The sequence below is a fragment of the Paenibacillus sp. V4I3 genome (assembly GCF_030817215.1).
Lineage (GTDB): Bacteria > Bacillota > Bacilli > Paenibacillales > NBRC-103111 > Paenibacillus_E.
The window spans coordinates 3,099,390-3,123,586 of record NZ_JAUSZA010000001.1; the positions used below are offsets into that span (position 1 = coordinate 3,099,390).

Sequence of the window (24,197 nt, forward strand, 5' to 3'; positions counted from 1 at the left end):
AGAATGTAGAGTACTGTTTTTTTCATAATTATGAGGTGATAGATATGAGCTATGATATCCCCAGAGATGTGCAAATGTTGGGGCGTGACATCCAAGAGAACCAATTAAAATATCATCATAAATCCGTTTTGATTTCCAAAGAATTTACGTTTGACAGTGCGCATCATTTGCATTGTTATGAAGGGAAATGTAAAAATCTGCACGGACATACCTATAAGCTGCAAGTTATTATGCGCGGAAAAGTGGATAGCCGGGGGATCGCTATAGATTTTGGTGATATTAAACGTATTGCAAAAGAACGTGTCGTTGACCGATTGGACCATAAATATTTGAATGATGTGCTGCCTGCTATGAATACAACCGCTGAAAATATGGTCGTCTGGATGTATGAGGAAATTCATCAAGCTTTGCTTGAGGAACAACTTTATCCAGCGATCATGCTGGAAGAAATCCGGCTGTGGGAAACGCCGACTAGTTATGCGGCCATCACACGCTCGATGATGGAGGAGGATGTGTAATGCGAGATATCCGCATTCCGATGGTCGAGATCTTCGAGACGGTTGAAGGCGAAGGGACCCGTGCCGGGTTCCCGACGGTCTTCGTCCGTCTTTTTGGTTGCAACCTGCGCTGTACCTGGTGTGACACCAAGTACAGCTACCCGCCCGCGGAAGCGGAGAACGTCATGACCATTACTGAAATTGTCAGCAAGGTCCAGACGTACCGCTCCCGGCATATTTGCCTTACCGGCGGCGAGCCGCTCCTGTACGGCGAGAAGTCGCTCGCGTTAATCGACGCGCTCGCAGAGCTGGAGCAGGTCGATGACCTGCATATCGAGACGAACGGCGCGATCGATCTCGCACTGTTTGTAGAGCGTGTCGCATCGCCGAAGGTGCGATACATCATGGACTTTAAGCTGCCCGACTCAGGCGAGATGGGGCAGATGATCATGAGCAATTTCGCCCTGCTGCGCGAGCAGGACGAGTTGAAGTTCGTCATCGGCAGCGAACACGACTTCCGCACCGCGGTGGAAGTGCTTGAGCAGCATCCGACGAAGGCGCTGCCGATGTTCAGCCCGGTGTGGGAGACCATGCCGCCGCGCAAGCTCGTCGAGCATATGCTTGACGCAGGGTTGTCCAAGGTGAAGCTGAACTTGCAGCTGCATAAGATCATTTGGGATCCAGCGATGCGCGGCGTTTAGAGCGCGTATCTACTGATTTATCCATTTTTCACATGAAGAAAAAGAGGTGTCTATGATGAACGTAAGCAACGAAAATAAGAAAAGAGCCGTCATCATTCTAAGTGGCGGATTAGATAGTACAACGTGCATGGGACTTGCCAAAGAAGCAGGATACGAGCTATATCCGATTTCTTTTGACTATGGTCAGCGTCATAAAATCGAAATCGAGAATGCCAAGCAAGTCGCTGAGCATTATGGGGTCAGTGGTCGTCATAAGATCATCAAGCTAGATTTCTTGCGCGATTTCGGCGGCAGCGCATTAACGGATGATAACATTGATGTTCCTAATGTTGTGGATGGATTAACGGAAGGGTCAGAGGAATCTGAAATCCCAGTGACGTATGTACCTGGACGCAATTTGCTATTCCTTTCCATTGCTACCTCTTATGCAGAAGTAACGGGATCAGAAGCCATCTATATCGGAGTGAATGCCCTCGACTACAGTGGATATCCGGATTGTCGTCCGGAATTTATTCATAAAGTTGAAGAAGTGATTGCCCTTGCGACCAAGGTCGGTGTTGAAGGAAAAGGGATCACGATTGAAACCCCGCTCATTGATTGGACCAAGGCTCGAATTGTGCAAGAAGGCTTGAAGATCGGCGTTCCTTACGAGTTAACTACGTCTTGTTACAATGGAAAAGCGGAAGCTTGCGGTGTTTGTGACAGCTGCCGTTTACGGTTGAAAGGTTTTGAAGAGGCGGGTTCAAAAGATCCAATCCCGTATCTATCATAAAAGTTTCCTGCTTGAAGAAAGGCGGAGCGTTTCGTGACCAGAATCATGGTGGTGGATGATGACGCAGATATCAGAGAGCTGATTCGCGTTTATTTGGCTGGAGAAGGCTTAACGGTCATGCAGGCAAGCAATGGACAAGAAGCGCTCAGCATGCTTGAAACAACACCGGCGGATTTAGTCGTATTGGATGTCATGATGCCTTTGATGGACGGTTGGGAACTTTGTCGCGAATTAAGGGCGCAATATGCAGATTTGCCTCTCCTAATGGTGACAGCCAAAAGCGAGTCTGTCCACAAGGTGAAGGGCTTTCAGCTTGGCACGGATGACTATCTTGTGAAGCCTTTTGACCCCGTGGAGTTGGTGATGCGTGTAAAAGCTTTGCTTAAACGTTATCGGATCAACGCTTCTCAAACGATCACACTTGGTAATGTGATTATTGATCGTACAGCATTTGAAGTCCGTTTACAGGATCAACGATTGGCTCTTCCTTTAAAAGAGTTCGAGCTTCTCTATAAGCTTGCCAGTTATCCTGCCCAAATCTTCACACGTACGCAGCTTATTGAGCAGATCTGGGGTATGGATTATGAAGGTGATGACCGAACGGTTGATGTGCATGTTAAACGTTTGCGCGAGCGGTTTGAATCACTGACGGAAGAATTTCGTATTACGACTATTCGCGGACTTGGATACAGGCTCGAGGTGAAGCCATGATTAAGATTAGGTCGCTTTATCTGCGCGTTGTGCTGACATTTCTGACCATTGTTGTGGTTAGTGTGTCAGTCGCCTTTCCGCTGGCAACGGTCTTTTTCAGAAATCTGATTACCACGGAATTTCAAGCAGATATGCTCGCGATAGGCCGGCAGCTAGTCACGTTGAGTGAAGACATTCAGCCGAAAAATCTTGATTCTTTTGTGACAGGTAGCAACCGATTGAATGATAACTACATCTTGACTTTATTTTACGAAAACGGTGAGCCGGCGACGGCGATTTCTTTTGACAAAAAAGGGAATCCTCTTATTGAAGCGTCGGAAGTGGCCTATGTTCTAAATGGCAGCGTTTATAAAAGCCTGGACTATGGGATGCCCAAAGATCCATTCAATCGGGTTAAGGTAGGACTGCCTCTCCAAGTTGATGGCAAAACTTTTGCCCTTTTCATTCATCCAAACTTCTCCGAGGCAGCTCGTCGTCAAGTGCAGACAGCTGTCATTACTGTACTTCTCATCGTACTTATTGTCGGCAGCTTGCTCATTCTCATCGCATCTCGCTATCTGGTAAATCCACTAAAGAAGTTGACATTGGCTACGGAACGGTTAGCTCGAGGTAATTTCAATGTGCATGTTTCTGTGAAGCAAAAGGATGAACTAGGGCAGCTAGCTCAAAGCTTTAATCATATGGCTGGCGAACTGAAACAGCTGGAGCAGATGCGGCAAGACTTTGTTTCGAATGTTTCCCATGAAATCCAGTCCCCTCTAACGTCGATTCGAGGCTTTTCCAAGGCACTAAGGGGTTCAGAAATTGACGAGTCAGAGCGTGGACGTTACTTGGAAATCATTGAACGTGAGAGTGAGCGGTTATCTCGCCTCAGTGATAATTTATTGAAGCTAGCCTCTCTGGAATCGGAACATCATCCTTTTCACCCCACCACATACGATCTAGATGAACAGCTGCGTAGAATTGTTGTTTTTTATGAACCCCAGTGGTCAGAGAAACAGCTTGATATGGATTTGTCTTTACCAAGAGTGAAAATATCGGCGGATGCGGATCAATTAAATCAGGTTTGGATGAATTTAATTGGAAACGCAGTCAAATTTACGCCTCCAAATGGACACATTTACGTGAAACTTGTTCCTCTAAGAGATCGTGTACAGGTATGGATTCAAGATAATGGGATTGGGATTCCAGAAGAAGATCAAGGACGAATATTTGATCGATTCTACAAAGTAGATCAGTCTAGGCAGCGTGATGGTGGAAGCGGGCTCGGGCTTGCTATCGCCAGGAAAATTATCGATATGCACGAAGGTTCGGTTGAGGTTCAAAGCGAACAAGGTAAAGGAACTTTATTCTTGGTCACTCTACCGATATTGACCTATTTACTCCAAAAAATATAAAAATGAATGAAAAACTTGGATGCCTCATGCCAAGTTTTTTTGTTTGTTCATATTGGGTTCATATTCAGAATGTATCTTAAACGTAATCAGTTGATGAGGGGAGTACAGGAATGAATCGATTAACACAGTTTTCCATGAAGAATGTCTCGGCATTATTCATTATCATGATCATGCTTTTTGTAGGCGGATTTTATTCATCCACGCAGCTTAAAGTAGAGAACATGCCAAACGTTTCTTTTCCAGTAGTTGCTGTAACAACTACCTATACTGGAGCGCCTAAGGATGTCATGGATGAAATTACGGCTCCGATTGAAGAGAAGCTAGCGAACATTGAAGATCTGGATTCCATAACTTCAACTTCGAGTGATAATTTCTCCATGATTATCATTATGTTCAAACAAAATGTAGATATTGATAAGAAAAAACAGGCCGTTCAAGATATGTTGGCTGAAGTTTCTCTTCCAGCAACGGCAGGTGCGCCTAAAGCCTCCACCTTTGGTGCGGCATCCTTCCCTTCGAATTACTTAGTCGCTTATGCAAAGGACGGGGTAAGCCAAACAGAGCTCGACAAGTCTTTTAAAGATAAAATCAAGCCGGGTCTTGAAGGGATTAAAGGGATCGACCATATGGACGTTATTGGGGCCAGAAGCACATCGCTCGATATTGAGCTAGATGCTGCTGCGCTTGATGTATATGGATTGTCACCGGCTCTAGTGAGCAATGCTATTAATTCTGCCGCAACGAAGAGTCCGATCGGTAATGTAGAAATTAGCGGCAATAATAAGATGACTCGTGTCACTGGTAATTTATCAAGCTTGTACGATTTGGAGCAGGTCGAAATCACTACACCTAAAGGAGATATCGTAACACTGGATCAAGTCTCCAAGGTAAAGGCGATAACGGAATCTGATTTCAATGGAAGACTGGATGGCAAACCAGCTATTGGTATGATTTTGTACAAAGCAGGTAGTGCAAATGCGGTTGATTTCTCAGGATCCATCGAGAAGCTGATTCATGAGTGGGAAACGACCCTACCGAACATTACTTTCAAAAACACTTATGATAGTGCAGATCAAATTAAAGAGTCCATCACAGGACTTGTACGTGAAGGAGTTGTAGGGGCGATATTGGCTTCCTTAATGATTCTCATTTTCTTGAGGAACATTCGGATGACACTCATTGTTCTCGTCTCGATTCCACTTTCCATTTTGATCACATTGTTATTAATGTCGACATTAGACTTAACGCTTAATACGATGACACTCGGTGGTATTTTTATCGCAGTAGGTCGTGTAGTCGATGATTCCATCGTTGTTATCGAGAACATATATGCTTCATTGGAAAAAGCGCAGGAACGCAAAGAATCCGTCATTGCCTTGGCAACAAAGCAGGTTTCGATGGCTATTACGTCCTCAACTCTGGCAACCGTAGGGGTTTTTGCTCCACTTGCTTTGGTAACGGGTGTTGTGGGAGGGTTCTTTAGACCTTTTGCCTTAACCATTGCTTGCGCACTTTTATCTTCCTTAATTGTAGCTTTAACGGTTATTCCGATGCTTGCTAAATTGCTCGTTCTTCGCAGCAAGCCGGGTAAAGGTCACCATGATGAATCAAAGCCAACCAAATTAACAGCATTTTACGAAAAGGCATTGACGTGGAGTTTGAAAAATCGGATTAAAACATTGTTAATTTCAGGACTTATGCTTGTAGTCACCATTGCGGCGACAGTACCTTTCCTATCGGTTTCGTTCTTGCCTAGCTCGAAGCCAGCGACAACGATGTACTTCCAGTTAAAAATGCCGTATGCAACTTCTTTTGAGGCTACGGATACGAAAACGAAAGAAATTGAAACCGTCTTGCTAGATACGAAAGATTCCAATGGCGAGCCCGTGTTCAAATTCGTTGAAGCGTTAGTCGGTTATGCAGGCAAAGACGATGAGCGAACGCCTTATGCTTCACAGATTTTTGTTCAAGTAAATGATAAGGTTGATCCGAATCAAGTGAAAGACCAAATGAAAGATTATATTCTCTCTGAACTGCCGAGCGGATCTGAAGTAGAGCCTAAATCCATGGAAGGTGACTTCGGTGTATCATCGACTGACTTTGCCTATACCCTGCAGGGTGAGGATCAGCTTCAATTAGAGAAAGCAGCCGGTTTGGTTAAAGAGAAGCTAAATACATTCACGGAGCTTAGTGAAATTGAAGATAACCTGAGTGATGCCAAAACAGAAATAGAAATTACTGTGGATCAGAAAAAAGCGAGAGCATACGGATTAAGCTCATCAACTGTTCGTGATACCGCACGTGCCTGGATTCAAAAGCAAAATCTAGGAGATATGAAATTCGATAATATCGTTTATACGACAACGGTATCGTTAGACAAATCGGACAAAGATACGTTAGAAAAACTAGGTAATATCCCATTGACGGGATCAAATGGTTCAAAGGTTTTATTGAAGGAAGTAGCTAAGGTCAATGAAACGAAAGGCGCTGCTTCGCTTGCACGTGAGGATCAGCAGCAGCTAGTGAAAGTAACTGCAAAAATCAATTCAGCTGACAAAACTGGTGTGAGTGCCAAAATCAGCGCCGCAATGAAAGATATCGAATTGCCTGAAGGCGTGACACCCAAAATAACTGGCGTTTCGGATGATGTGAATGAAAGCTTCATGCAGCTGTTCATCGCGATGGCTGCCGCCATATTCGTGGTTTACTTGATTATGGTTTTGGCATTTGGAAACGCTAGTGCACCATTCGCCATCTTGTTCTCTTTACCACTTGCTGTTATTGGGGGTCTTCTCGGACTTGTCATAGCGAGAGAACCGTTAACGGTAACCTCTATGATTGGTTTCCTGATGCTTATTGGGATCGTAGTGACGAATGCGATTGTATTAATCGATCGTGCTCAGCAGCTGCGCGAAGAAGGATACACGGTACGTCATGCTCTAATTGAAGCGGGGAAAGTAAGACTTCGTCCCATTATTATGACTGCTGGAGCTACCATTATGGCATTGGTTCCTCTTGCGCTCGGTATTTCTGGAGAAGGCGGATTAATCGGTAAAGGACTGGGTGTAGTCGTTATCGGTGGTTTGATTACCTCTACGCTATTGACACTAGTTGTCGTACCAATTGTGTACGAATTGATTGAAAGTATAAAGAACCGTATAGGTCGTCTATTCAATCGTAAGAATGTAAACGAAAAAACGATGTTAGAGGTATAAGGAGGCACATAGATGATTAACGATAGTTCGCGGAAACGTAAATTCAAATCCCGTTCGATGGGGGTGATCGTGTTATTGACCGCAGCAGCGGTCTTGGCGTCAGCCTGTTCAGCTCCAGGTGCTAAAGGGGCTGCAACGGTGCAGTTAGCACCAAGGGCGATTAAAACAGATGTCATAAAGAAGCAGAAAATTAGCAATCCGATCGAACAGGTTGCTGATGTAGCGGCAGGAACGACGCTTGATGTTGTCTCGAAAGCCAACGGTGAAGTAACGGAAGTGCTGAAAAAACGAGGAGAGTATGTTGAGAAGGGTGAAGTACTCTTCATTGTTGATAATAAAGATGCCTTATCTGCCAAAAGGAAAAGTGAGCTTTCTGTAAGAAGTGCTCAAGAATCCTTGCAGCAAGCAAGGGATAATAAAGTAAATAACCGAAAAGATCTGTTGGACAATGTAACTAGATCGCAAACTGCCCTCAAGAATGCTGCGCAAGAATACAACAAAGTTCGTAATGAATATGATGCAGGCATTGCCGTTCAGCATCAGGTGGATCAATCCAAACAAGCGATGGATAGCGCCCAGATGAATCTAGATGCTGCACAGAGCAAGCTTTCAGCTTTTGATAACTCGGATTCGATTTCAGCTATTCAAACGCAGGCAGAATCAGCAAGTCTATCTTTAGAAGATGCGACTCGTTCTTTAGAGAACTATCAAGTTAAGGCACCAGGTAGCGGCATTCTTACCGATTTCAACGTAGTGGTTGGGCAAACAGTAGCTGCCGCGGCAGGGAAAGTTGGTCAAGTCCAACAGATAGATCCGATTAAAATCAAAACCGAGCTTACGGAAACGAATTTCCTGCTTGTTAAAGGAAAGCAAGAACTCATTTACTATAATCCGGATTCGCCTGATAAAAAAGGAACAGCTAAAATGAGCTACTTGGCACCTATTATGAGTGCGGCGACAAAAACGTACACGTTAGAACTGGAAGTTCCCAATAGCGATCATCTGCTGCAGCCTGGTAATCGATTCATGGTACAGCTGACGACTGAAACGGAAGAACAAGTGGTTGCGATTCCTACATTAAGCATCATTCGTGAAGAGTCGGATACCTTCGTCTTTGTTCAGGAAGGTGACCAATATCAGAAACGGAAAGTGAAATTGGGACGCATTAACGGGGAGTATCAAGAAGTGATTGAAGGAGTCAAAGACGGCGAGAAATTGGTTACTGCCGGACAGAACACTCTGAAAGACGGACAAAAAGTAGACAGTGCTAGTGCTAGCGTACAACCGCAGCCGACAACAACACCAACAGCCAAATAGACATCAGCGAAATTTCACAATAAGGAGAGTACTTACATGAAAAACAAACCATGGAAATCTAGTCTGACAGCCATCATGCTAGGAGCAATGATCGTTCAAGGAGGCACGGCCGTATGGGCGGCCGACTTGACGACGCCTATTGTCTCTGCACCAACTGTCAATTACGGATTGACACCAGATATACGAGCCGCGATTAAAAGTGCAGCCGTGACGCCAACGGCGTCAGGTTCACAACTTGCGGTTACTGTTCGCTTATATAACGGAGGCGCCGTACTGAACAGAGTTCCCGAACACGAGCTTCGTGTTCAAACCGCTAGTGGCGTTTCATATACATTGAAACCAAGTGCGAGCAATAAAGAAGCTTTACAGCCCAAAGAAATAGGCGAGCTTGTGTACATGACTTCTGTTGATAGCAAGGAGATTGGTCAAATTGAGCAGTTATCCTTCGTCAATGTGGATATCTATTCCTATCCAAAGGTGGAAACTACATTACTTACTATGCCAACTAAATCCGTGTGGTATGGCGGTACGGGAAGTACGGCTTTGCAGAGCCTCGAAAGCTTAGCATGGGGCCAAGCATTCACCATTCCTGGGATTAATTCGGGACTGACGTATTCACCAGTTGAAGTTTCTATGCAAAATACGACGTCAGGCCGTGTGGCTGTTGTGACGGTATTGGCTAGTAATCCTGGAGCGGGGCGGGAAACAGTTCCTGCTTTCCGAATGGACGCACAGTCAGAGCAAAAGAGCTATGAAGGCAAACGCTCCGAAGTAGACCCGGTGACTTTGGAGGCTGGCGAAAAGAAATACATTCATTTTGCGATTCCAGTTGAAAATGGTGTGACGTTGTCTAACCTTTTTGTCTTATCGACGGATTCGTTTGTACCCAAAGGTGGAGATAAAGCTACCACGCTAGTAACAGGTAAACTAGCTATCGCATGGCCGAAAGAGCAAGGGAATTCTACTGCAGCGCCTTACACAATTGGTCAGCCGATCACATTTGATGCTTTGACCAAAGTTGTTGATAAGTCTACAGAAGTATCGCTTATGGAGCTTCATCTGCATGAGAATCCAGGGGAAGGCTACCAAACTGCGGTAGCTAAGTTCAAATTAACGAATACGAGTACAACGCCTACTGCTACTCCTGCTTTCCTATCGGAATTGGTCAATGCACAGGGTGTTACTTATCAAGGGTCCCGTCAAACGAATGTAACGACGATGCTAAATCCCGGATTAAGCTACGTGGTAAGCTACTCTTACATTGTGCCGCAAACCGAAGAGAGCACCAGCTTCTCGTTAAAGCTGCTCGATTCAGTGGCTGCTGCACCTTTTACAACAACGATTGCCGCTCTGCAAACGGATGTACAGAAGGAAGGTACGGAATCAACCATCTCCTTATATCCATTTGATCTGACGTTCAATGATGTAACAGTGAGCACACAGACGACTGCTCAATTGACGTATACGTACAAGTTCCGACTTGATCTGGATATTAAACAGAAAGAAAATGTCGTGGTTGACAACAACTTCTCGAAATTGAAATTTGAAATTGTTGATAACGCCGGACGTGTTGTTGGTTCTAAGGACGCTTCCTTCACAGGTGTAAATAAATTAATCAGTGGGAAACAAATGCTGGATGCCACGAATATTACAACCGATCAATTCAGCTATCCTTTCACTGTCAATGTGTATGAAACAATCGAAACGCAAAATGGAACGGCAAAGCGCTTATTGAAAGTTATCAAATAAATGCCAGTTGAATAAACCAAAAAAGAGAAGGCAAGGTTTGATCTGGACCCTCTGTCAAGGACACTTGAAAAAAAGAGTGGTTTAGGTCTATGAGGCCAACAACAATAGATGATTCCTGTATTGCACAGGGGTCATCTTTTTTAATCCCCATTGATATCGATTATTGTTGTAGTAGCGGATGTAACCGTCAATCTTACGTTGTAGTTCTGCTAATGTTGGGCAGCTACGATGGTCAACATGGTCTTTCATATGACCGAAAAACGACTCCTGTGGCGCATTGTCCCAGCAATTTCCTCGTCTAGACATGGATTGACCTAATCCTTTTTGCTTTAAAAGTTCTTGGTATTTCGGACTTGTATAATGACTTCCTTGATCCGAATGGATAAATGCATCTTTGTGTAGCTTCAGCCTTTTTTGCTTTACGAGTGCGTCAATTGTGTCTGTAGCAATGTCCAATGTAAGGCTATTGGATAGGTTGTACGAGAGGATCTCTCCTGTTGAAGCATCTAGTATAGTCGACAAATATGCCGTCTCTGAGCGGCCATATGGGAGGTAGGTAATGCCGGTGAGCAGTGCGAGCCCAGGAATACCTTTCCGGAAATCCCTCTTTAAGCTGTTGGGAAGTGTTCGGTGTTCCTGAGTTGCCTTTGCCATACGCTTGTATGGATTAGGTTTTCGATGTGGACATTCGAGGCCAAATTTCTTCATAATCCTGCGGATTCTCTTCAGGTTGTAGATCACGCCAAACTCGTTTTCAAGCGTCATCTTAATAGAGCGAGAACCCTTTTTAAAGCCCTTTCTATGGAAGGCTTTCTTGATCAGTTTTCCAGCTTTGACATCCGAAAGAGACCGCTCTTTACGGGTTTCTACGGCCTGGATGTAGTTGTAGTAGCCTGAGCGAGATACGTGAAGTAAATCGCAGAGGTAGCGAGTTGAACGTCTTAAACCCTGACCTACAGTTTCTTTAATCAGTTCAAATAACTTATTCTTGCTTAGATTCTTTCCGCTTGCTACCAGCAACCTTTCTTTCGTGTTCTAGCTTTTTTAACAATTCTACCTGAGATTCAAGGAGTCTAATTCTTGCTTCCTGTCGAACAACCGCTTAAATTCATCGGCATAGGTTATTGATTTCTCGCTTATCTTGACAACGTATTTATTCGTTGATAAATGCTCTCGGTTTTTTTCGCTAAAGATTGTCTTAGACATGATGTAATCCCCTCCGGTGCTTACTCTATTATACAAAAAAAGATAAACACACAGCCTGAACACTTTTTCAAAGTGTCCAGACTATGGGTACCAGTGTACAACATGTTCTACTTTTTTTCTGTGGAAATGTGTCACGTAAAGACCATTTTTTTACAAACTATATGTACAACCAGTTCGGGTCGAGGTTCTCGACATATACTAAATTTATAATTAAATCCGTAAATGGCGCAGTTGGAGGGCATTACATTATTGAGAATGAGGGGGAGCTGTCTTGATTAAGATGAATCCGTACATGAAAAGGAAAATAAAAGGGAAGAAATTCATTGGGTCTGGTGTAACGCGAGTTGTATACGATTTAGGTAACGGCTATGTTATGAAGATAGCAAAATCAAAAAAAGGGATCAAATGCAACAAGAGGGAAGTAGACATGTATAAATCATCTTTGAAACCGATAAGAAAATATTTTGCGAAAATTATCGATTACGACACGGATTATCGCTGGGTAACTATGAAAAAATATGATCGGAAATTCCGGAATTCCCCAATAAATAGACGATTGCTTATGAAATTAGTAAAGAAATTTTTGGACAATGGAATCATTCCATCCAAGGGTACAGGCCAATATTATAAACCGTATGCCCTTAACCTGCGTTTAAAGCAGCACTTGCGTTTAAAGCGGAGTAAACAGATCGTAGTCATTGATTATGGGGGATTTAGATTTCGTAGAAAAAAAAGCAGGTAGCGGTGATCTGGACCCTCTGTCAAGGATACTTGAAAAAAAGAGTGGTTTAGGTCTATGAGGCCAACAACAATAGATGATTCCTGTATTGCACAGGGGTCATCTTTTTTAAACCCCATTGATATCGATTATTGTTGTAGTAGCGGATGTAACCGTCAATCTTACGTTGTAGTTCTGCTAATGTTGGGCAGCTACGATGGTCAACATGGTCCTTCATATGACCGAAAAACGACTCCTGTGGCGCATTGTCCCAGCAATTGCCTCGTCTAGAGATGGATTGACCTAATCCTTTTTGCTTTAAAAGTTCTTGGTATTTCGGACTTGTATAATGACTTCCTTGATCCGAATGGATAAATGCATCTTTGTGTAGCTTCAGCCTTTTTTGCTTTACGAGTGCGTCAATTGTGTCTGTAGCAATGTCCAATGTAAGGTTATTGGATAGGTTGTACGAGAGGATCTCTCCTGTTGAAGCATCTAGTATAGTCGACAAATATGCCGTCTCTGAGCGGCCATATGGGAGGTAGGTAATGTCGGTGAGCAGTGCGAGCCCAGGAATACCTTTCCGGAAATCCCTCTTTAAGCTGTTGGGAAGTGTTCGGTGTTCCTGAGTTGCCTTTGCCATACGCTTGTATGGATTAGGTTTTCGATGTGGACATTCGAGGCCAAATTTCTTCATAAGCCTGCGGATTCTCTTCAGGTTGTAGATCACGCCAAACTCGTTTTCAAGCGTCATCTTAATAGAGCGAGAACCCTTTTTAAAGCCCTTTCTATGGAAGGCTTTCTTGATCAGTTTTCCAGCTTTGACATCCGAAAGAGACCGCTCTTTACGGGTTTCTACGGCCTGGATGTAGTTGTAGTAGCCTGAGCGAGATACGTGAAGTAAATCGCAGAGGTAGCGAGTTGAACGTCTTAAACCCTGACCTACAGTTTCTTTAATCAGTTCAAATAACTTATTCTTGCTTAGATTCTTTCCGCTTGCTACCAGCAACCTTTCTTTCGTGTCTAGCTTTTTTAACAATTCTACCTGAGATTCAAGGAGTCTAATTCTTGCTTCCTGTCTTGCAATCACTTCATCCAGCGTTAGTTCACGCTTCAGGGGACGTCCAGAAGCTTCCTTACGGGAGTCAGCTAGTCCAATGATTCCGTCTTTCCCGTAAGCTTTTTTCCAACGGTTTACGCTTTGTTCAACTCGCTTCATTCCAATTACGCTGACATCAAATCCATGAGCTTTAAAGATTTCTCTAGGAGTCTTTCCTGACATGTAAAGGTCGATGAACAACCGCTTAAATTCATCGGCATAGGTTATTGATTTCTCGCTTATCTTGACAACGTATTTATTCGTTGATAAATGCTCTCGGTTTTTTTCGCTAAAGATTGTCTTAGACATGATGTAATCCCCTCCGGTGCTTACTCTATTATACAAAAAAAGATACCCACAGCCTGAACACTTTTTCAAAGTGTCCAGACTATGGGTACCAGTGTAGTTATTCTTGCCTCTCTTTTTTTTGTTTTCTGTCGATTGCTAGGGAAAGTCTCACCTAGGAACTGCCTCTATTCATCGCTACAGACGAGCTTTAACAGACTTAGCATAGTCAGAAGGCGGCATGCCAACGGTTTTCTTGAAATCTCTTGAAAAATAGTGAATGCTGGCGTACCCTAACATGGCTGCAATCTCTGTGAAATTATATCGGCCATCTCTAATATATGTTTTGGCTTGTTCAATTTTGAGGGACTTGAAGGCTTCCAAGACGCCTGTCTGCATCTGGGATTGGAAAAAGTTCCTTTAATCGGCTTTTGCCCAAGTGAAACGTTTGGCATAAATGGTCTTGCGTAAAGGATTGAGAAAGATTGGCTTTCAAGTATTCCATGATTTGCTGAACGATTCGTTGTTCGGCTTTTTCTTTTTGAAGGGACGATTGTTTGTATTTCATAGAATCTGGAGTGGAGGCCTGCTCTTGATTCCGAATGAGTGTGATTAACAAAACCTCTAAATAGGATTTGATCATTTGTTCGCTGGCAAAAGGAGCATCCGGGTTTCTTTCCAAGTGATGAACGGTTGGTTTGTCAAAAGGGGGCAAGAAAGCATGAAACCCTTCTTGGATAATGAGGGATAGGATATTTCTTTCCCGGTCTCCTAATGCCAGAATCTTTTTCTCGAAAATAGTCATAGCTGGGGACGTGCATTCGAAGCATATGACGATAAGGTTTGGCGGCGTATGCTCGTGCTTAACGCTAACCGTATGGAATTCCTCGGGTTTGTGAAAGATTATATTTCCTTGATGAAGGGTATGAATGTGATCATCGGCTCGAATCTCAACTTCCCCTTTGTCCACGTAAAGAATCTCCCAGAAGTCATGCTGTTCTCCGTCAAATACAAATCCCTTTGCATACTCGAAATAATGAAAAGAAAAGAGGGTTTGAATGGTAAGTGATTCCTGTAGTTGTATACTTGGGAAATCCATGCTGCTCGTCCTCTCTCAGGGTGGTTCTTGTTCCAAACTCATTTTTAATCTCATTTTACCATATCCGTATTTGTAAAAGTGCAAATAAATCGGCTTTTTGGATAAATCATATCGAACGTGGCTCTTTTATAATAAAGGGAAGAGACGGAGGAGATAACAATGAAAAAAGGGATCAATATTTGGTCATTTCCAGGCTCCATGAAGGTAGAACAATGTATAGCTGTTGCTAAGGAAGCCGGATTCGACGGGATTGAGCTGGCTTTAAACGAGACTGGCCAATTAAGCTTGGAAAGTAAAGAAAGCGAAATCAAGGAATACCGTAAGATTGCCGAAGATCAGGGTATTGCGCTTTCGAGTTTAGCCAGTGGATTATACTGGACATATTCTTTAACAAGTGGACATGCACAAACGCGTCAAAAAGCGAAAGATATCGTCAAGAAACAATTGGAGAACGCAGCTATTTTAGGTGTAGATACGATATTGGTTGTGCCAGGTGCTGTTGGCGTTGATTTCATTCCGGATTCTGAAGTGGTTCCATATGATCAAGCCTATGACTACGCTTTGGAAGCTATAAGTAAGCTTTCCGATGTTGCCCAATCATTGAAGGTTTCCATTGGTATAGAAAACGTATGGAACAAATTCTTACTATCCCCGCTTGAAATGAGAGACTTTATCGATAAAATCAATTCGCTATATGTCGGCGCTTATTTTGACGTAGGGAATGTCTTATATGCCGGTTATCCGGAGCATTGGATTTCCATTTTAAATAAACGAATCAAAAAAGTGCATTTCAAAGATTACCGCCGCGCCGCAGGAGGCTTGCATGGTTTTGTTAATCTTCTAGCCGGTGATGTTAATTATCCAGAGGTTATGAAAGCCCTTCAAGCTATCGGGTATGACGATTATGTCATTGCCGAAATGATTCCGGGTTATACGCATCATGGCGAACAGCTTATTTATAATACATCAGGTGCTATGAACGCCATCTTAGGGAGGAAGTAATCAACATGCTAAGAATCGGATTAATTGGTTTAGGGTTTATGGGTAGGACTCATCTGGAGAATTACGTTCGCCTGGAGTCAGAAGGAGTTCCCATTCAAGTTGTGGCTTTGTGCGATATTGATAATGAGAAGCTCGAAGGTCGCGCGGCTGCGGGCAACATCGATACGGGTTCATCTGGCATTGACTTCGGTCGCTACAATAAATATACAAGTGTGGCCGAAATGCTTGAGAAGGAACAGCTTGATTACGTAGATATTGCACTGCCTACTTTTCTACACAGAGACATAGCGGTTCAATGTTTGAATCATGGTCTTCATGTCTTGTGTGAAAAACCGATGGCGCTGAATGCTGCGGAATGTAAAGATATGATTCAGGCAGCCGAGGCGAATGGAAAGCAGCTGATGATAGGTCAATGTTTGAGATTTTGGCCGGCCTATGTATACCTGAAGCAGGTTGTTGAAGAGAAAACGTTTGGTCAGGCACTGGGTGGTTATTTCTACCGAGGGGGAGCAACTCCGACCTGGGGACCATGGCTTACACAGAAGGAGAAAAGCGGCGGAGCCTTGCTAGATATGCACGTTCATGATATTGATATGATTCATTGGTTGTTCGGTAAGCCTGAATCCGTATCGTGTTTGGCACGAAATGTCGTTCCCGGCAGCGGTTATGATGTGGTTTCTGCCAACTATCTGTATGAAGATGGCAAAGTCATCAATGCCCAAGCAGACTGGACTCTTGAAGGTGATTATGGCTTCGATATGCAGTTCCGGGTTAATTTTGAAAAAGGCAATGTCGTTTTCAAAGGTGATTCCTTACAAGTAAATGTGAATGAAGGAAAAGGTTTCAGTCCTGAACTTTCCGCGGAAATGGGCTATTATAACGAACTTAAATATTTTATTGAAACATTACTTTCAGGTGAAAGTGTTTCAATTGCGACTCCCTCCAGTACGATGGGCAGCATTGAAATTGCTGTGGCTGAAATCGAATCTGCGGACAACCGTGGTACATGGGTTAAGGTGAAATAGGTTGGTGTGTATGAAAAACCTTGGAAATCATTATGATTTCCAAGGTTTTCTGTAAGTTTATTATTTGCCTGGATGTTTATTTGCATCATCAATGCCATTATTGCTGCTATTATTGTTTTTGTTATCTTCACTTGCTTTTTGACCTTTTTGTTGATTGGATTGATTTTTTTGTTTGTTCGACATTAGCCCACATCCTTAGATATATTTCAAACCTTCATTATTGTGAGCAGTCTCAGTCTTATTATTCATGTTTACTTCAACTTTAAAGTATCACGTGACAAAGTTTAATTTAATGGATATTAGTAGCATTTGACTGCAATCGCTTACGTATCCTACACTAATAGCATTTGAACGGAGAAAGTGTAGGGATTGATGGACATGGAATCGATAGCATCTTGGAAAAAGCTTGGTCTTTTCGCGGTCACATGGCCGATATTCGTTGATTCCGTCCTGCGCATGATGCTGGGAACGGCAGATGTGTTTATGCTCAGTCTGATCTCGGATCAAGTGACTGGAGCAGTAGGCTTAGCAAACGAAATTATAGTTTTTTGCATTCTAATGTTTGGCTTCGTTGGGCTTGGAACGAGTGTAGCAGTCGCACAAAATCTTGGTGCAGGTAGAGCGAAAGAAGCCAGCCGCATTTCAGCTCTAGCGATTACGATAAATTTGATATTTGGAATTTTGGTTAGCATCTTATTGGTTGTCTTTGGTGAATCGCTGATGCGGCTAATGAATTTGGCGCCGGAGCAGGTTGAGATTGCCAAAACGTATTTAAACATCATTGGCGCTTTTATATGGATTGAGGCTTTGTCCTATGCGATCTCATCTGTTCTTCGTTCCAATGGTCAAACGAGAGACGTCATGTTTGTTACGTTGGGAGTGAACCTGATCCACGTAGCCGGTAACAGCCTTCTTATCTTTGGTAACCTTGGTTTTCCCGAGTGGGGAGTAACTGGAGCTGCAGTATCCACTGTGGTAAGCCGTCTTATTGGGCTTGTCGTTCTGATTGTTATCTTATATCGCCGTATTCCGGTACCGATTCGTCTGAAGCACTATGTGACATTCGATAGCCGTATTGTGAAGCAAATCATGAGCATTGGCATACCGTCAGCCGGCGAGCACCTGTCTTGGCAGTCTCAGCATATGATGATCGTCAGTTTTATTAATATCATCGGTCAAGCGGCTTTGAGTACGCATATCTACATGATGAATATAACCAACTATTTCATGGCGCTAGCTATGGCAATAGGTATGGGGACGGAAATCATTGTTGGCCATATGGTGGGTGCTGGGGCATTCAAGGCAGCCTATCATAAGTTAATTCGCAGCTTGCGGATTAGTCTTCTTGTGACCTTCGTGGTTGTGGGAATTGCTTCTATTTTCCGCAAGGATCTAATAGGGCTATTCACCGACAATCCGGAAATTATTGCAATGGGTTCTAGTATTTTAATACTCTCCGTTCTCTTAGAGCCAGGCAGGACATTCAATCTAGTTGTCATTAACTCCCTTCGTGCTGCTGGAGATGCGAGATTTCCCGTCTTAATGGGGATTCTATCCATGTGGGGGATCGCAGTGCCGCTTGCGTATTGGCTTGGCATTGTGATGGAAATGGGCCTGCTTGGCGTGTGGGTCGCATTTGCGGTAGATGAATGGGTGAGAGGCCTGCTCATGTATCTGCGGTGGAAGAGCCGCGTATGGCAAAGTAAGGCGCTCGTGAAGCCAAATGTAGGAACAGTCGCCAAGTAGCATGCGAAAAAAATGTAAAGAAGCACAGGACCCTTGAGGGTTCTGTGCTTCTTTCGTTGGAGTGACATGCACGGTCGCTGCTGGTGACTGGTGCAATACTAGTATATTCAGTTTCTTGTAAAAGAATTGGATGTTTAACGGAGATAATAGAAATAGTGCTAGTGTCCCATTCAATAGAATTACTTCTTAACACCCGTGTAGATATGGATGGCATCTCTCAGAAACTCAGCCGTACCGGGCTGTTTTTCATCATAGTAAGCCTTAAACCGTTCGTCATCCACATACATTTGGGCTAGACCAGCATGCGCTTCTTTACTGTACTCACTCCAGTAATAGCTTAACCACATCTTATGCAAATCCGCGGCTGCTTGAGCCAGTTCGCTGGCAGGGTCCCCATTTTGGAAAGCTTCCGCCAATGTAGCTAATACTTCATTCGCCAATCGCGTTACCTCGTCCTGCTGTTCCTGTGTCATGTTTTTGATTTTTTGGTTGGACTTATTTACGGCTTCATCGCCGTACTTCTCGCGAATTTCTTTCCCGTATTTTTCCTCGTTGTCATCGATCATCTTTTGCTTGAAGCCTTCAAATTTCTCTTTATCCGTCATGGTTATTCTCCCTTCGGTTACGGCAATCGTTTTTTCTACATTTGCAATTAGTAAATCTAATTGTTTTCTTTTGTCGAGGAGTTGTTCATGGTGTTCTTTCAGGGCATTGGCGCCATTGAAGGAAGGGGCGGTAACAATTTCTTTAATACTGTCTAGACTGACCCCTAGTTCTCTGTAGAACAGTATTTGTTGTAACCTATCCACTTCCGCTTGACCATAGATTCGGTATCCTGACGAATTGATTCTTGCCGGCTTAAGAAGTTCAATCTCATCATAATATCGAAGCGTTCTGGTGCTGACCCCAGCCAATTTGCCCAGATGCTGCACGGTGTATTCCATCTGTTCACCTCCTGACAACATAACTGTACTGCTTTACGTAGCGTGAATGTCAAATGCTTTTTTGAAATTTAATTCTACAAGTAATACAAGTCTTACTCTAGGAATAGGATGATACGAGCCTTAAAGCATGTACAAATCAATAGAATGAATGGGTGATTCAGTTGTATACGATTCTTAGTTTTTTTCTCCTGGGTTTATCGCTGGCAGCACCTATTGGTCCGATTAATGCAGCTGTGTTAGACAGAGGAATTAAGAAGGGTTTTTTTCATGCTTGGGTAGTGGGTATTGGAGCACTGATTGCTGATGCACTGTTAATGATCCTCATTTATTTCGGACTCGTGCATTTTCTAACAACGCCTTTTATGAAAACGTTTCTTTGGTTATTTGGCTGCTTTATATTGCTCTACTCCGGTATCGAAAGTTTGATTGATGCGGGGAAAATAAAGGGAGAAGCATATAGAAACGAAGTTACGCTTTCGAAATCGTTTTTGTCCGGTTTTTTCATGTCTATAACTAGTCCCTTGTCCATCCTCTTTTGGCTTGGTATCTATGGGTCGGTTTTAGCTGAAACCATTGCTGATTTCGATAGAAACCACGTATTATTGTATACGGGGGTTATGTTCACAGGTATTTGCATGTGGGATGTTATTATGGCGTCGTTAGCCAGTACGTTTCGAAGATTTCTCACGACTCGCGCTCTCTCGTTCATATCCATCGCATCAGGACTATCCCTGATTGGCTTTGGGTTGCATTTTGGGATAAAAGCCTTCCACGCCCTCTTTGGATAACGCTAGGTCGCTCCTTCACGATTATCATGTTTAGGATTTGGCAGTTCTTTGGCTCTGTAAGATGCTGCGTGGGCGCTCTTTTTCCATTTGAAGCTCATGCCCCATGTAACCAAGCCTATGATCACGATAAATAGGAGGCTTATCCAGAATCCTGGTCGGCTCGTTCCATGAAAGACTGTACCCGTGATAGCAGTAAGGATTAGAGCCATGCCCAGATATCGTTTGATCTTTCCCCAAACGGATAGTTGTAGTAAGCGTCCTGAAGATAGTAGGATGAAGAGCCAGTTCAAGAGCAGCATAATCCCCGCGGCTGTTGTTACATATTCATAAAGCTCCTCAGGCAACAAGAGAGCCATCAGCACTGCTACAGCTATACCTCCAGTCGTAAAACCGATGGCGAATAAAGGCATTTGTCTTTTCCCTGTTGTTTTTTTGGCAAAGATCGAAGGGGCATCGTGATCTTTGGCTAACGTTATAAGGATCGTTGTCACCGCAAATAAAGAAGCAACCATTGTAGAAAATCCAGCAATAATTAGAATAGCGTTAAACGCATGCGGGACAAAAGGGAGATTGTAACTTCCCAAAGCAACCTGAAACGGGCTTTCCTTTCCCTGTAAAGCATTCAAGGGGATCAAGGTTAAAGCAAGAATAAGAGATGCGATATAGATCGTCGTTAAAAGAAGGATCATGATGTTCCCTGCTTTAGGTGCCTCTTCGGGTCGCTTCAATCTTGTGGCCATTAAGCCCATGATTTCAATACCGCCAAAGGCGTAAAAAGCATAAATAAAAGAGGACCAAGATCCCATTAACCCAGCTGGCAAAAAGGTTTCTTTGGCCGCCCGGAATCTCGGTTGATGAGCTCCACCTGTGATAAATCCAAAGACTGCGGCTCCTGCAATAAGGAGAAACATAACGATGGCGGATACTTTGATAATGGCAAAAACATGTTCAGTGCGCTCGAATGCTTTAGTCCCGAGCAAGATAACACCCAAACCAATCAAGGCGTAAAACGTAGCAAAAATCCACATGGGTACCGCTGGAAACCAGAATCGGGTAAAAAGGGACAAAGCTGTTAATTGACTCCCCATAATTAAGAGCTCTGAACTCCAATAGACCCATCCACTGCTGAAGCCTGCGCAGCGTCCAAATGCTTTTTTGGCATATGCCCGAAAAGATCCTTGCTGCGGATCCGCTCCCGTCATTCGGGCCAAGACATCAAAAACAATATAAGTGCCTATGGCTGCCAGAATAAACATGAAAATGACGGATCCTCCACCCATTTTGATCCCAATCCCGGAGCCTAAGAAGTAACCCGTACCAATCGTGCAGGCAACTCCTAGCAATGACAGCTGCCACCACTTCATCTGTCCTGACTTATCACTCTTTGCTTTTGTGGACATATAGCCTCCTAATGCCGTTCGTCTCGAAATAACAGCTGTTAGTATAGCTTGTCCATTGGTAAAATATACTTAGAAATTAATCTATCAGAGCTAATAGAGTACCGTCTCTTAGTATGACCACATAGGAGTGGAGTCTAGCACTAGGCACATTATGGCAACGCCCAGTATGTACTTCATACGTCCATCCATGCAGCGGACACACGAGCTCTCCATCTTCAAGGTCAACGGTGTAACCGGCATGAGGGCAAACACTAGACAGTAGGGTATAAATACCTTCCACCTCCGTAAGGAAGTACAGGTTATCCTCTACTTGAACCTCTGACGGAAATGATGTGAATTGATCTATTGTTCCGATTATGATTTCTTTCATCGTTATTCTCCTTTTCAACCAGGTTAGTTTGAGTATAAGTCACGGCTGTTGTTTCACCAAGTGAAAAATGACAATGGAGGATCACACAAATGAGCAAGAACAACCCATTATTAGAAGCGTTTAATCAAGCAAGTTACCCAGTAGGTGGCCATAGTAAAAGAAACATTCAGGTTTTGAAAGAGGTATTGAATGATATAGATGGGAATCTGGACAGTGATATGTATGGTTCAGGTAAACTTATCGAAAGTTTTCAAGAAGAAATGGCGACGTTCTTGGGTAAAGAAACAGCCGTATTTTTCCCTAGTGGAACCATGGCACAACAAATTGCCTTAAGAATCTGGTCTGACAAGAAAGGTATTAAGAAAGTGGCTTATCATCCTTTGAGTCATTTAGAAATTCATGAAGAAGACGGGTTAAAAGAATTGCATCAAATTGAAACTATTTTGCTTGGGGATAAAGACAGACTGATTCGACTGGAAGATGTTCTCCATATGCAAGATGATATTGCTTGTTTATTAATAGAATTACCGCAACGTGAAATTGGCGGACAGCTGCCGGACTACGAGGAGCTTGTTGCGATTTGTACTTATTGTCGCGAGAAAGGAATTAAATTGCATCTAGACGGAGCCAGACTATACGAGATTCTACCTTATTATCAAAAAACAGCAGCAGAAGTTTGTGAGCTTTTTGATAGTGTGTATATTTCTTTCTATAAAGGGGTTGGCGGGATCGCAGGAGCCATACTTGCCGGTAGTGAAGCTTTTACAAAAGAGTCCAAAGTATGGAAAAGACGATACGGAGGCGATTTAATTAGCCTTTATCCGTATATCCTAAGTAGCGGCTATTATTTCAAACGGAGATTGCCTAAAATGAAGCAGTATTATGAAGAAGCCAAAGTGCTTGCTGGATACTATAATCAATGCCATGGCGTTGTGACAAAACCATTAGAACCCGTGACTAACATGTTTCATGTGCATGTTGATCTGCCGAAAGAGAAGCTTGAACCTCTATTAGTAGCCTTGTATGAGGAGACAGGTATAGGATTAACCCCCTATGTAAGAGAGAGCAGCGAGACAACATGTTGTTATGAAGTAAATATCGGTGATCGCTTTGCGAATATACCCACAGATGAGCTTAAGAAAGCATTCCAGCGGTTGGATGTGAAAATGAGAACTGTTTAGATCGGATACGAAAGTGCCACACTGGTGTTATGGGGTGGTTAGAAATGCTCTTTGAGCCTATAAAACCAATGATTGTCAGTATCGGTAAAGAAGCTTTTGATGACGAGAGATATATATTTGAACCCAAATGGGACGGATGGCGAATCCTCCTACATAAGCAGGGGAATCGCATTGAAGCTTTTACACGTAACGGCATGTTGATTTCCAGTAAATTTCCGGAATTAAAGGAAGCAGCAGTGGCCATCAAGGCTCAAACGGCGATTCTTGACTGTGAGGGAATTGTTTTGCGCGGTGGCAGACCGGTATTTGATGATTTTTCTTATCGTGGCCGGTTGAGTAATTCTGCGAGGATTAATCGCGCTGTAAACACACATCCCGTAACATTTGTTGTATTTGATGTCCTTTACACAGATAGAGATCATTTGGATGAATCGTTGACGCAGCGAAAACAGCGGCTTGGCGAGATCGTCGATTCTACCCCCGTTATCATGCCTACCATGTTCGTAGGAGGACAAGGTAGGGCGTTATTTGAGTTAATGAAAGAACGAAATATGGAAGGCATTGTAGCGAAGCGAAAGAACTCCAAATATCAACTGGATACCAAAAGTGACGATTGGCTGAAAGTGAAATATTTTAAATCGATTGATGTGGTCATATTGGGGTATAGAACGAATCCATTTGGCCTTGTAATCGGCTTGAATTTCAGAACGGTGAAGAATAAGCCAGTTGGAGTGGTTGAGTTTGGTTTTCAGCAAGAAGATAAGCAAATGTTTTTGGTAATAGCTAAGCAATTGAACTCGGTCAGGGATGAGAAAACACAGTGGATTGAACCACGCTTGTGCTGCCGGATTGACTATTTGGAGCGAACAGACACGCATCAATTAAGGACCACGGTGTTTCGTGGTTTTTTGCCGGATAAGAAGCCTGAGGAATGTAAATGGGAATCTTGAAGAAGCAAGTGGTAAATAAAGTATG

22 protein-coding genes and 1 pseudogene are annotated in these 24,197 nt (G+C 43.3%); 15 read left to right on the forward strand and 8 right to left on the reverse strand.

Annotation, left to right across the window (positions count from 1 at the left end; genetic code table 11):
* Positions 1 to 44: 44 nt before the first annotated feature.
* From queD to QFZ77_RS14315, 8 genes are all read left to right on the forward strand, one after another.
* The gene (gene queD / locus QFZ77_RS14280) at positions 45 to 518 is read left to right on the forward strand and encodes a 6-carboxytetrahydropterin synthase QueD (protein WP_171640389.1); all 474 of its coding nucleotides are present in this window, start codon (positions 45 to 47) and stop codon (positions 516 to 518) included.
* Positions 518 to 1,198 (forward strand): 7-carboxy-7-deazaguanine synthase QueE, encoded by a 681-nt coding sequence (locus QFZ77_RS14285; protein ID WP_307440572.1) that lies wholly within the window; start codon positions 518 to 520, stop codon positions 1,196 to 1,198. The genes queD and QFZ77_RS14285 overlap by 1 nt, the downstream gene beginning before the upstream one ends.
* Positions 1,199 to 1,250: 52 nt before the next feature.
* On the forward strand, positions 1,251 to 1,970 hold the full coding sequence (queC, locus tag QFZ77_RS14290) for a 7-cyano-7-deazaguanine synthase QueC (RefSeq protein ID WP_307440575.1): 720 nt from the start codon (positions 1,251 to 1,253) through the stop codon (positions 1,968 to 1,970).
* Positions 1,971 to 2,003: 33 nt separating this feature from the next.
* Positions 2,004 to 2,681, forward strand: a complete 678-nt coding sequence (locus QFZ77_RS14295; RefSeq protein WP_307440577.1) for a response regulator transcription factor — start codon at positions 2,004 to 2,006, stop codon at positions 2,679 to 2,681.
* Entirely contained in the window at positions 2,678 to 4,078 is a 1,401-nt protein-coding gene (locus QFZ77_RS14300) for a sensor histidine kinase (protein ID WP_307440579.1), read from the forward strand. Before QFZ77_RS14295 ends, QFZ77_RS14300 begins: the two co-directional genes overlap by 4 nt.
* A 110-nt stretch (positions 4,079 to 4,188) precedes the next feature.
* Entirely contained in the window at positions 4,189 to 7,293 is a 3,105-nt protein-coding gene (locus tag QFZ77_RS14305) for an efflux RND transporter permease subunit (RefSeq protein WP_307440581.1), read from the forward strand.
* A gap of 12 nt (positions 7,294 to 7,305) precedes the next feature.
* Positions 7,306 to 8,610, forward strand: coding sequence for an efflux RND transporter periplasmic adaptor subunit (locus QFZ77_RS14310; protein ID WP_307440583.1), 1,305 nt, complete (start codon positions 7,306 to 7,308; stop codon positions 8,608 to 8,610).
* 36 nt (positions 8,611 to 8,646) lie between these two features.
* Positions 8,647 to 10,359: a hypothetical protein gene (locus tag QFZ77_RS14315; RefSeq protein ID WP_307440585.1), complete on the forward strand. Its 1,713-nt coding sequence runs from the start codon at positions 8,647 to 8,649 to the stop codon at positions 10,357 to 10,359.
* An 87-nt stretch (positions 10,360 to 10,446) separates the two neighbouring features.
* Here the strand turns inward: QFZ77_RS14315 and QFZ77_RS14320 are convergent.
* A pseudogene (locus QFZ77_RS14320) lies at positions 10,447 to 11,565 on the reverse strand (IS3 family transposase).
* A 271-nt stretch (positions 11,566 to 11,836) separates the two neighbouring features.
* On the opposite strand from QFZ77_RS14320, the gene QFZ77_RS14325 reads away from it, so the two are divergent.
* A complete protein-coding gene (locus QFZ77_RS14325; RefSeq protein ID WP_307440587.1) occupies positions 11,837 to 12,307 on the forward strand; it encodes a hypothetical protein in 471 nt (156 codons plus the stop codon).
* 52 nt (positions 12,308 to 12,359) lie between these two features.
* Here QFZ77_RS14325 and QFZ77_RS14330 read toward each other — a convergent pair whose 3' ends face one another.
* The 3 genes from QFZ77_RS14330 to QFZ77_RS14335 form a co-directional block, all read right to left on the reverse strand.
* The gene (locus QFZ77_RS14330) at positions 12,360 to 13,691 is read right to left on the reverse strand and encodes an IS3 family transposase (RefSeq protein WP_307440589.1); all 1,332 of its coding nucleotides are present in this window, start codon (positions 13,689 to 13,691) and stop codon (positions 12,360 to 12,362) included.
* Between the two features lie 174 nt (positions 13,692 to 13,865).
* Complete coding sequence (locus QFZ77_RS37795; protein ID WP_373462600.1) at positions 13,866 to 14,066, reverse strand: helix-turn-helix domain-containing protein; 201 nt, start codon at positions 14,064 to 14,066, stop codon at positions 13,866 to 13,868.
* Positions 14,023 to 14,766: a cupin domain-containing protein gene (locus QFZ77_RS14335; RefSeq protein WP_307440591.1), complete on the reverse strand. Its 744-nt coding sequence runs from the start codon at positions 14,764 to 14,766 to the stop codon at positions 14,023 to 14,025. Before QFZ77_RS14335 ends, QFZ77_RS37795 begins: the two co-directional genes overlap by 44 nt.
* Positions 14,767 to 14,925: 159 nt before the next feature.
* On the opposite strand from QFZ77_RS14335, the gene QFZ77_RS14340 reads away from it, so the two are divergent.
* On the forward strand, positions 14,926 to 15,768 hold the full coding sequence (locus QFZ77_RS14340) for a sugar phosphate isomerase/epimerase family protein (RefSeq protein ID WP_307440593.1): 843 nt from the start codon (positions 14,926 to 14,928) through the stop codon (positions 15,766 to 15,768).
* 5 nt (positions 15,769 to 15,773) lie between these two features.
* The gene (locus QFZ77_RS14345) at positions 15,774 to 16,793 is read left to right on the forward strand and encodes a Gfo/Idh/MocA family protein (protein WP_307440596.1); all 1,020 of its coding nucleotides are present in this window, start codon (positions 15,774 to 15,776) and stop codon (positions 16,791 to 16,793) included.
* 60 nt (positions 16,794 to 16,853) lie between these two features.
* Here the strand turns inward: QFZ77_RS14345 and QFZ77_RS14350 are convergent, their stop codons facing one another.
* Entirely contained in the window at positions 16,854 to 16,976 is a 123-nt protein-coding gene (locus QFZ77_RS14350; RefSeq protein WP_307440598.1) for a hypothetical protein, read from the reverse strand.
* 195 nt (positions 16,977 to 17,171) lie between these two features.
* Here QFZ77_RS14350 and QFZ77_RS14355 point away from each other — a divergent pair, with 195 nt between their 5' ends.
* Positions 17,172 to 18,539, forward strand: a complete 1,368-nt coding sequence (locus QFZ77_RS14355; protein ID WP_373462601.1) for an MATE family efflux transporter — start codon at positions 17,172 to 17,174, stop codon at positions 18,537 to 18,539.
* Positions 18,540 to 18,718: 179 nt separating this feature from the next.
* Here the strand turns inward: QFZ77_RS14355 and QFZ77_RS14360 are convergent, their stop codons facing one another.
* Entirely contained in the window at positions 18,719 to 19,483 is a 765-nt protein-coding gene (locus QFZ77_RS14360; RefSeq protein WP_307440599.1) for a MerR family transcriptional regulator, read from the reverse strand.
* Positions 19,484 to 19,644: 161 nt separating this feature from the next.
* Between QFZ77_RS14360 and QFZ77_RS14365 the strand changes: the two genes are divergently transcribed.
* On the forward strand, positions 19,645 to 20,271 hold the full coding sequence (locus QFZ77_RS14365; protein ID WP_307440600.1) for a LysE family transporter: 627 nt from the start codon (positions 19,645 to 19,647) through the stop codon (positions 20,269 to 20,271).
* Between the two features lie 2 nt (positions 20,272 to 20,273).
* Here QFZ77_RS14365 and QFZ77_RS14370 read toward each other — a convergent pair whose 3' ends face one another.
* Both QFZ77_RS14370 and QFZ77_RS14375 read right to left on the reverse strand, forming a co-directional pair.
* On the reverse strand, positions 20,274 to 21,671 hold the full coding sequence (locus QFZ77_RS14370) for an amino acid permease (protein WP_307440601.1): 1,398 nt from the start codon (positions 21,669 to 21,671) through the stop codon (positions 20,274 to 20,276).
* Positions 21,672 to 21,747: 76 nt separating this feature from the next.
* Positions 21,748 to 22,041: a Rieske (2Fe-2S) protein gene (locus QFZ77_RS14375; protein ID WP_307440602.1), complete on the reverse strand. Its 294-nt coding sequence runs from the start codon at positions 22,039 to 22,041 to the stop codon at positions 21,748 to 21,750.
* Positions 22,042 to 22,130: 89 nt separating this feature from the next.
* On the opposite strand from QFZ77_RS14375, the gene QFZ77_RS14380 reads away from it, so the two are divergent.
* Both QFZ77_RS14380 and QFZ77_RS14385 read left to right on the forward strand, forming a co-directional pair.
* The gene (locus QFZ77_RS14380; protein ID WP_307440604.1) at positions 22,131 to 23,222 is read left to right on the forward strand and encodes a threonine aldolase family protein; all 1,092 of its coding nucleotides are present in this window, start codon (positions 22,131 to 22,133) and stop codon (positions 23,220 to 23,222) included.
* A gap of 44 nt (positions 23,223 to 23,266) precedes the next feature.
* Entirely contained in the window at positions 23,267 to 24,172 is a 906-nt protein-coding gene (locus QFZ77_RS14385) for an ATP-dependent DNA ligase (RefSeq protein ID WP_307440606.1), read from the forward strand.
* Positions 24,173 to 24,197 lie beyond the last annotated feature (25 nt).

Bases quoted from the DNA above. Each gene is read 5' to 3' on its own strand.
- QFZ77_RS37795 (WP_373462600.1), bottom strand. From the start codon at position 14,066: ATGCAGACAGGCGTCTTGGAAGCCTTCAAGTCCCTCAAAATTGAACAA.
- QFZ77_RS14350 (WP_307440598.1), bottom strand. From the start codon at position 16,976: ATGTCGAACAAACAAAAAAATCAATCCAATCAACAAAAAGGTCAAAAA.
- QFZ77_RS14355 (WP_373462601.1), top strand. From the start codon at position 17,172: ATGGAATCGATAGCATCTTGGAAAAAGCTTGGTCTTTTCGCGGTCACA.
- QFZ77_RS14335 (WP_307440591.1), bottom strand. From the start codon at position 14,766: ATGGATTTCCCAAGTATACAACTACAGGAATCACTTACCATTCAAACC.
- QFZ77_RS14375 (WP_307440602.1), bottom strand. From the start codon at position 22,041: ATGAAAGAAATCATAATCGGAACAATAGATCAATTCACATCATTTCCG.
- QFZ77_RS14360 (WP_307440599.1), bottom strand. From the start codon at position 19,483: ATGGAATACACCGTGCAGCATCTGGGCAAATTGGCTGGGGTCAGCACC.
- QFZ77_RS14330 (WP_307440589.1), bottom strand. From the start codon at position 13,691: ATGTCTAAGACAATCTTTAGCGAAAAAAACCGAGAGCATTTATCAACG.
- QFZ77_RS14345 (WP_307440596.1), top strand. From the start codon at position 15,774: ATGCTAAGAATCGGATTAATTGGTTTAGGGTTTATGGGTAGGACTCAT.
- queD (WP_171640389.1), top strand. From the start codon at position 45: ATGAGCTATGATATCCCCAGAGATGTGCAAATGTTGGGGCGTGACATC.
- queC (WP_307440575.1), top strand. From the start codon at position 1,251: ATGATGAACGTAAGCAACGAAAATAAGAAAAGAGCCGTCATCATTCTA.
- QFZ77_RS14315 (WP_307440585.1), top strand. From the start codon at position 8,647: ATGAAAAACAAACCATGGAAATCTAGTCTGACAGCCATCATGCTAGGA.
- QFZ77_RS14380 (WP_307440604.1), top strand. From the start codon at position 22,131: ATGAGCAAGAACAACCCATTATTAGAAGCGTTTAATCAAGCAAGTTAC.
- QFZ77_RS14340 (WP_307440593.1), top strand. From the start codon at position 14,926: ATGAAAAAAGGGATCAATATTTGGTCATTTCCAGGCTCCATGAAGGTA.
- QFZ77_RS14370 (WP_307440601.1), bottom strand. From the start codon at position 21,671: ATGTCCACAAAAGCAAAGAGTGATAAGTCAGGACAGATGAAGTGGTGG.
- QFZ77_RS14300 (WP_307440579.1), top strand. From the start codon at position 2,678: ATGATTAAGATTAGGTCGCTTTATCTGCGCGTTGTGCTGACATTTCTG.
- QFZ77_RS14305 (WP_307440581.1), top strand. From the start codon at position 4,189: ATGAATCGATTAACACAGTTTTCCATGAAGAATGTCTCGGCATTATTC.
- QFZ77_RS14285 (WP_307440572.1), top strand. From the start codon at position 518: ATGCGAGATATCCGCATTCCGATGGTCGAGATCTTCGAGACGGTTGAA.
- QFZ77_RS14385 (WP_307440606.1), top strand. From the start codon at position 23,267: ATGCTCTTTGAGCCTATAAAACCAATGATTGTCAGTATCGGTAAAGAA.
- QFZ77_RS14310 (WP_307440583.1), top strand. From the start codon at position 7,306: ATGATTAACGATAGTTCGCGGAAACGTAAATTCAAATCCCGTTCGATG.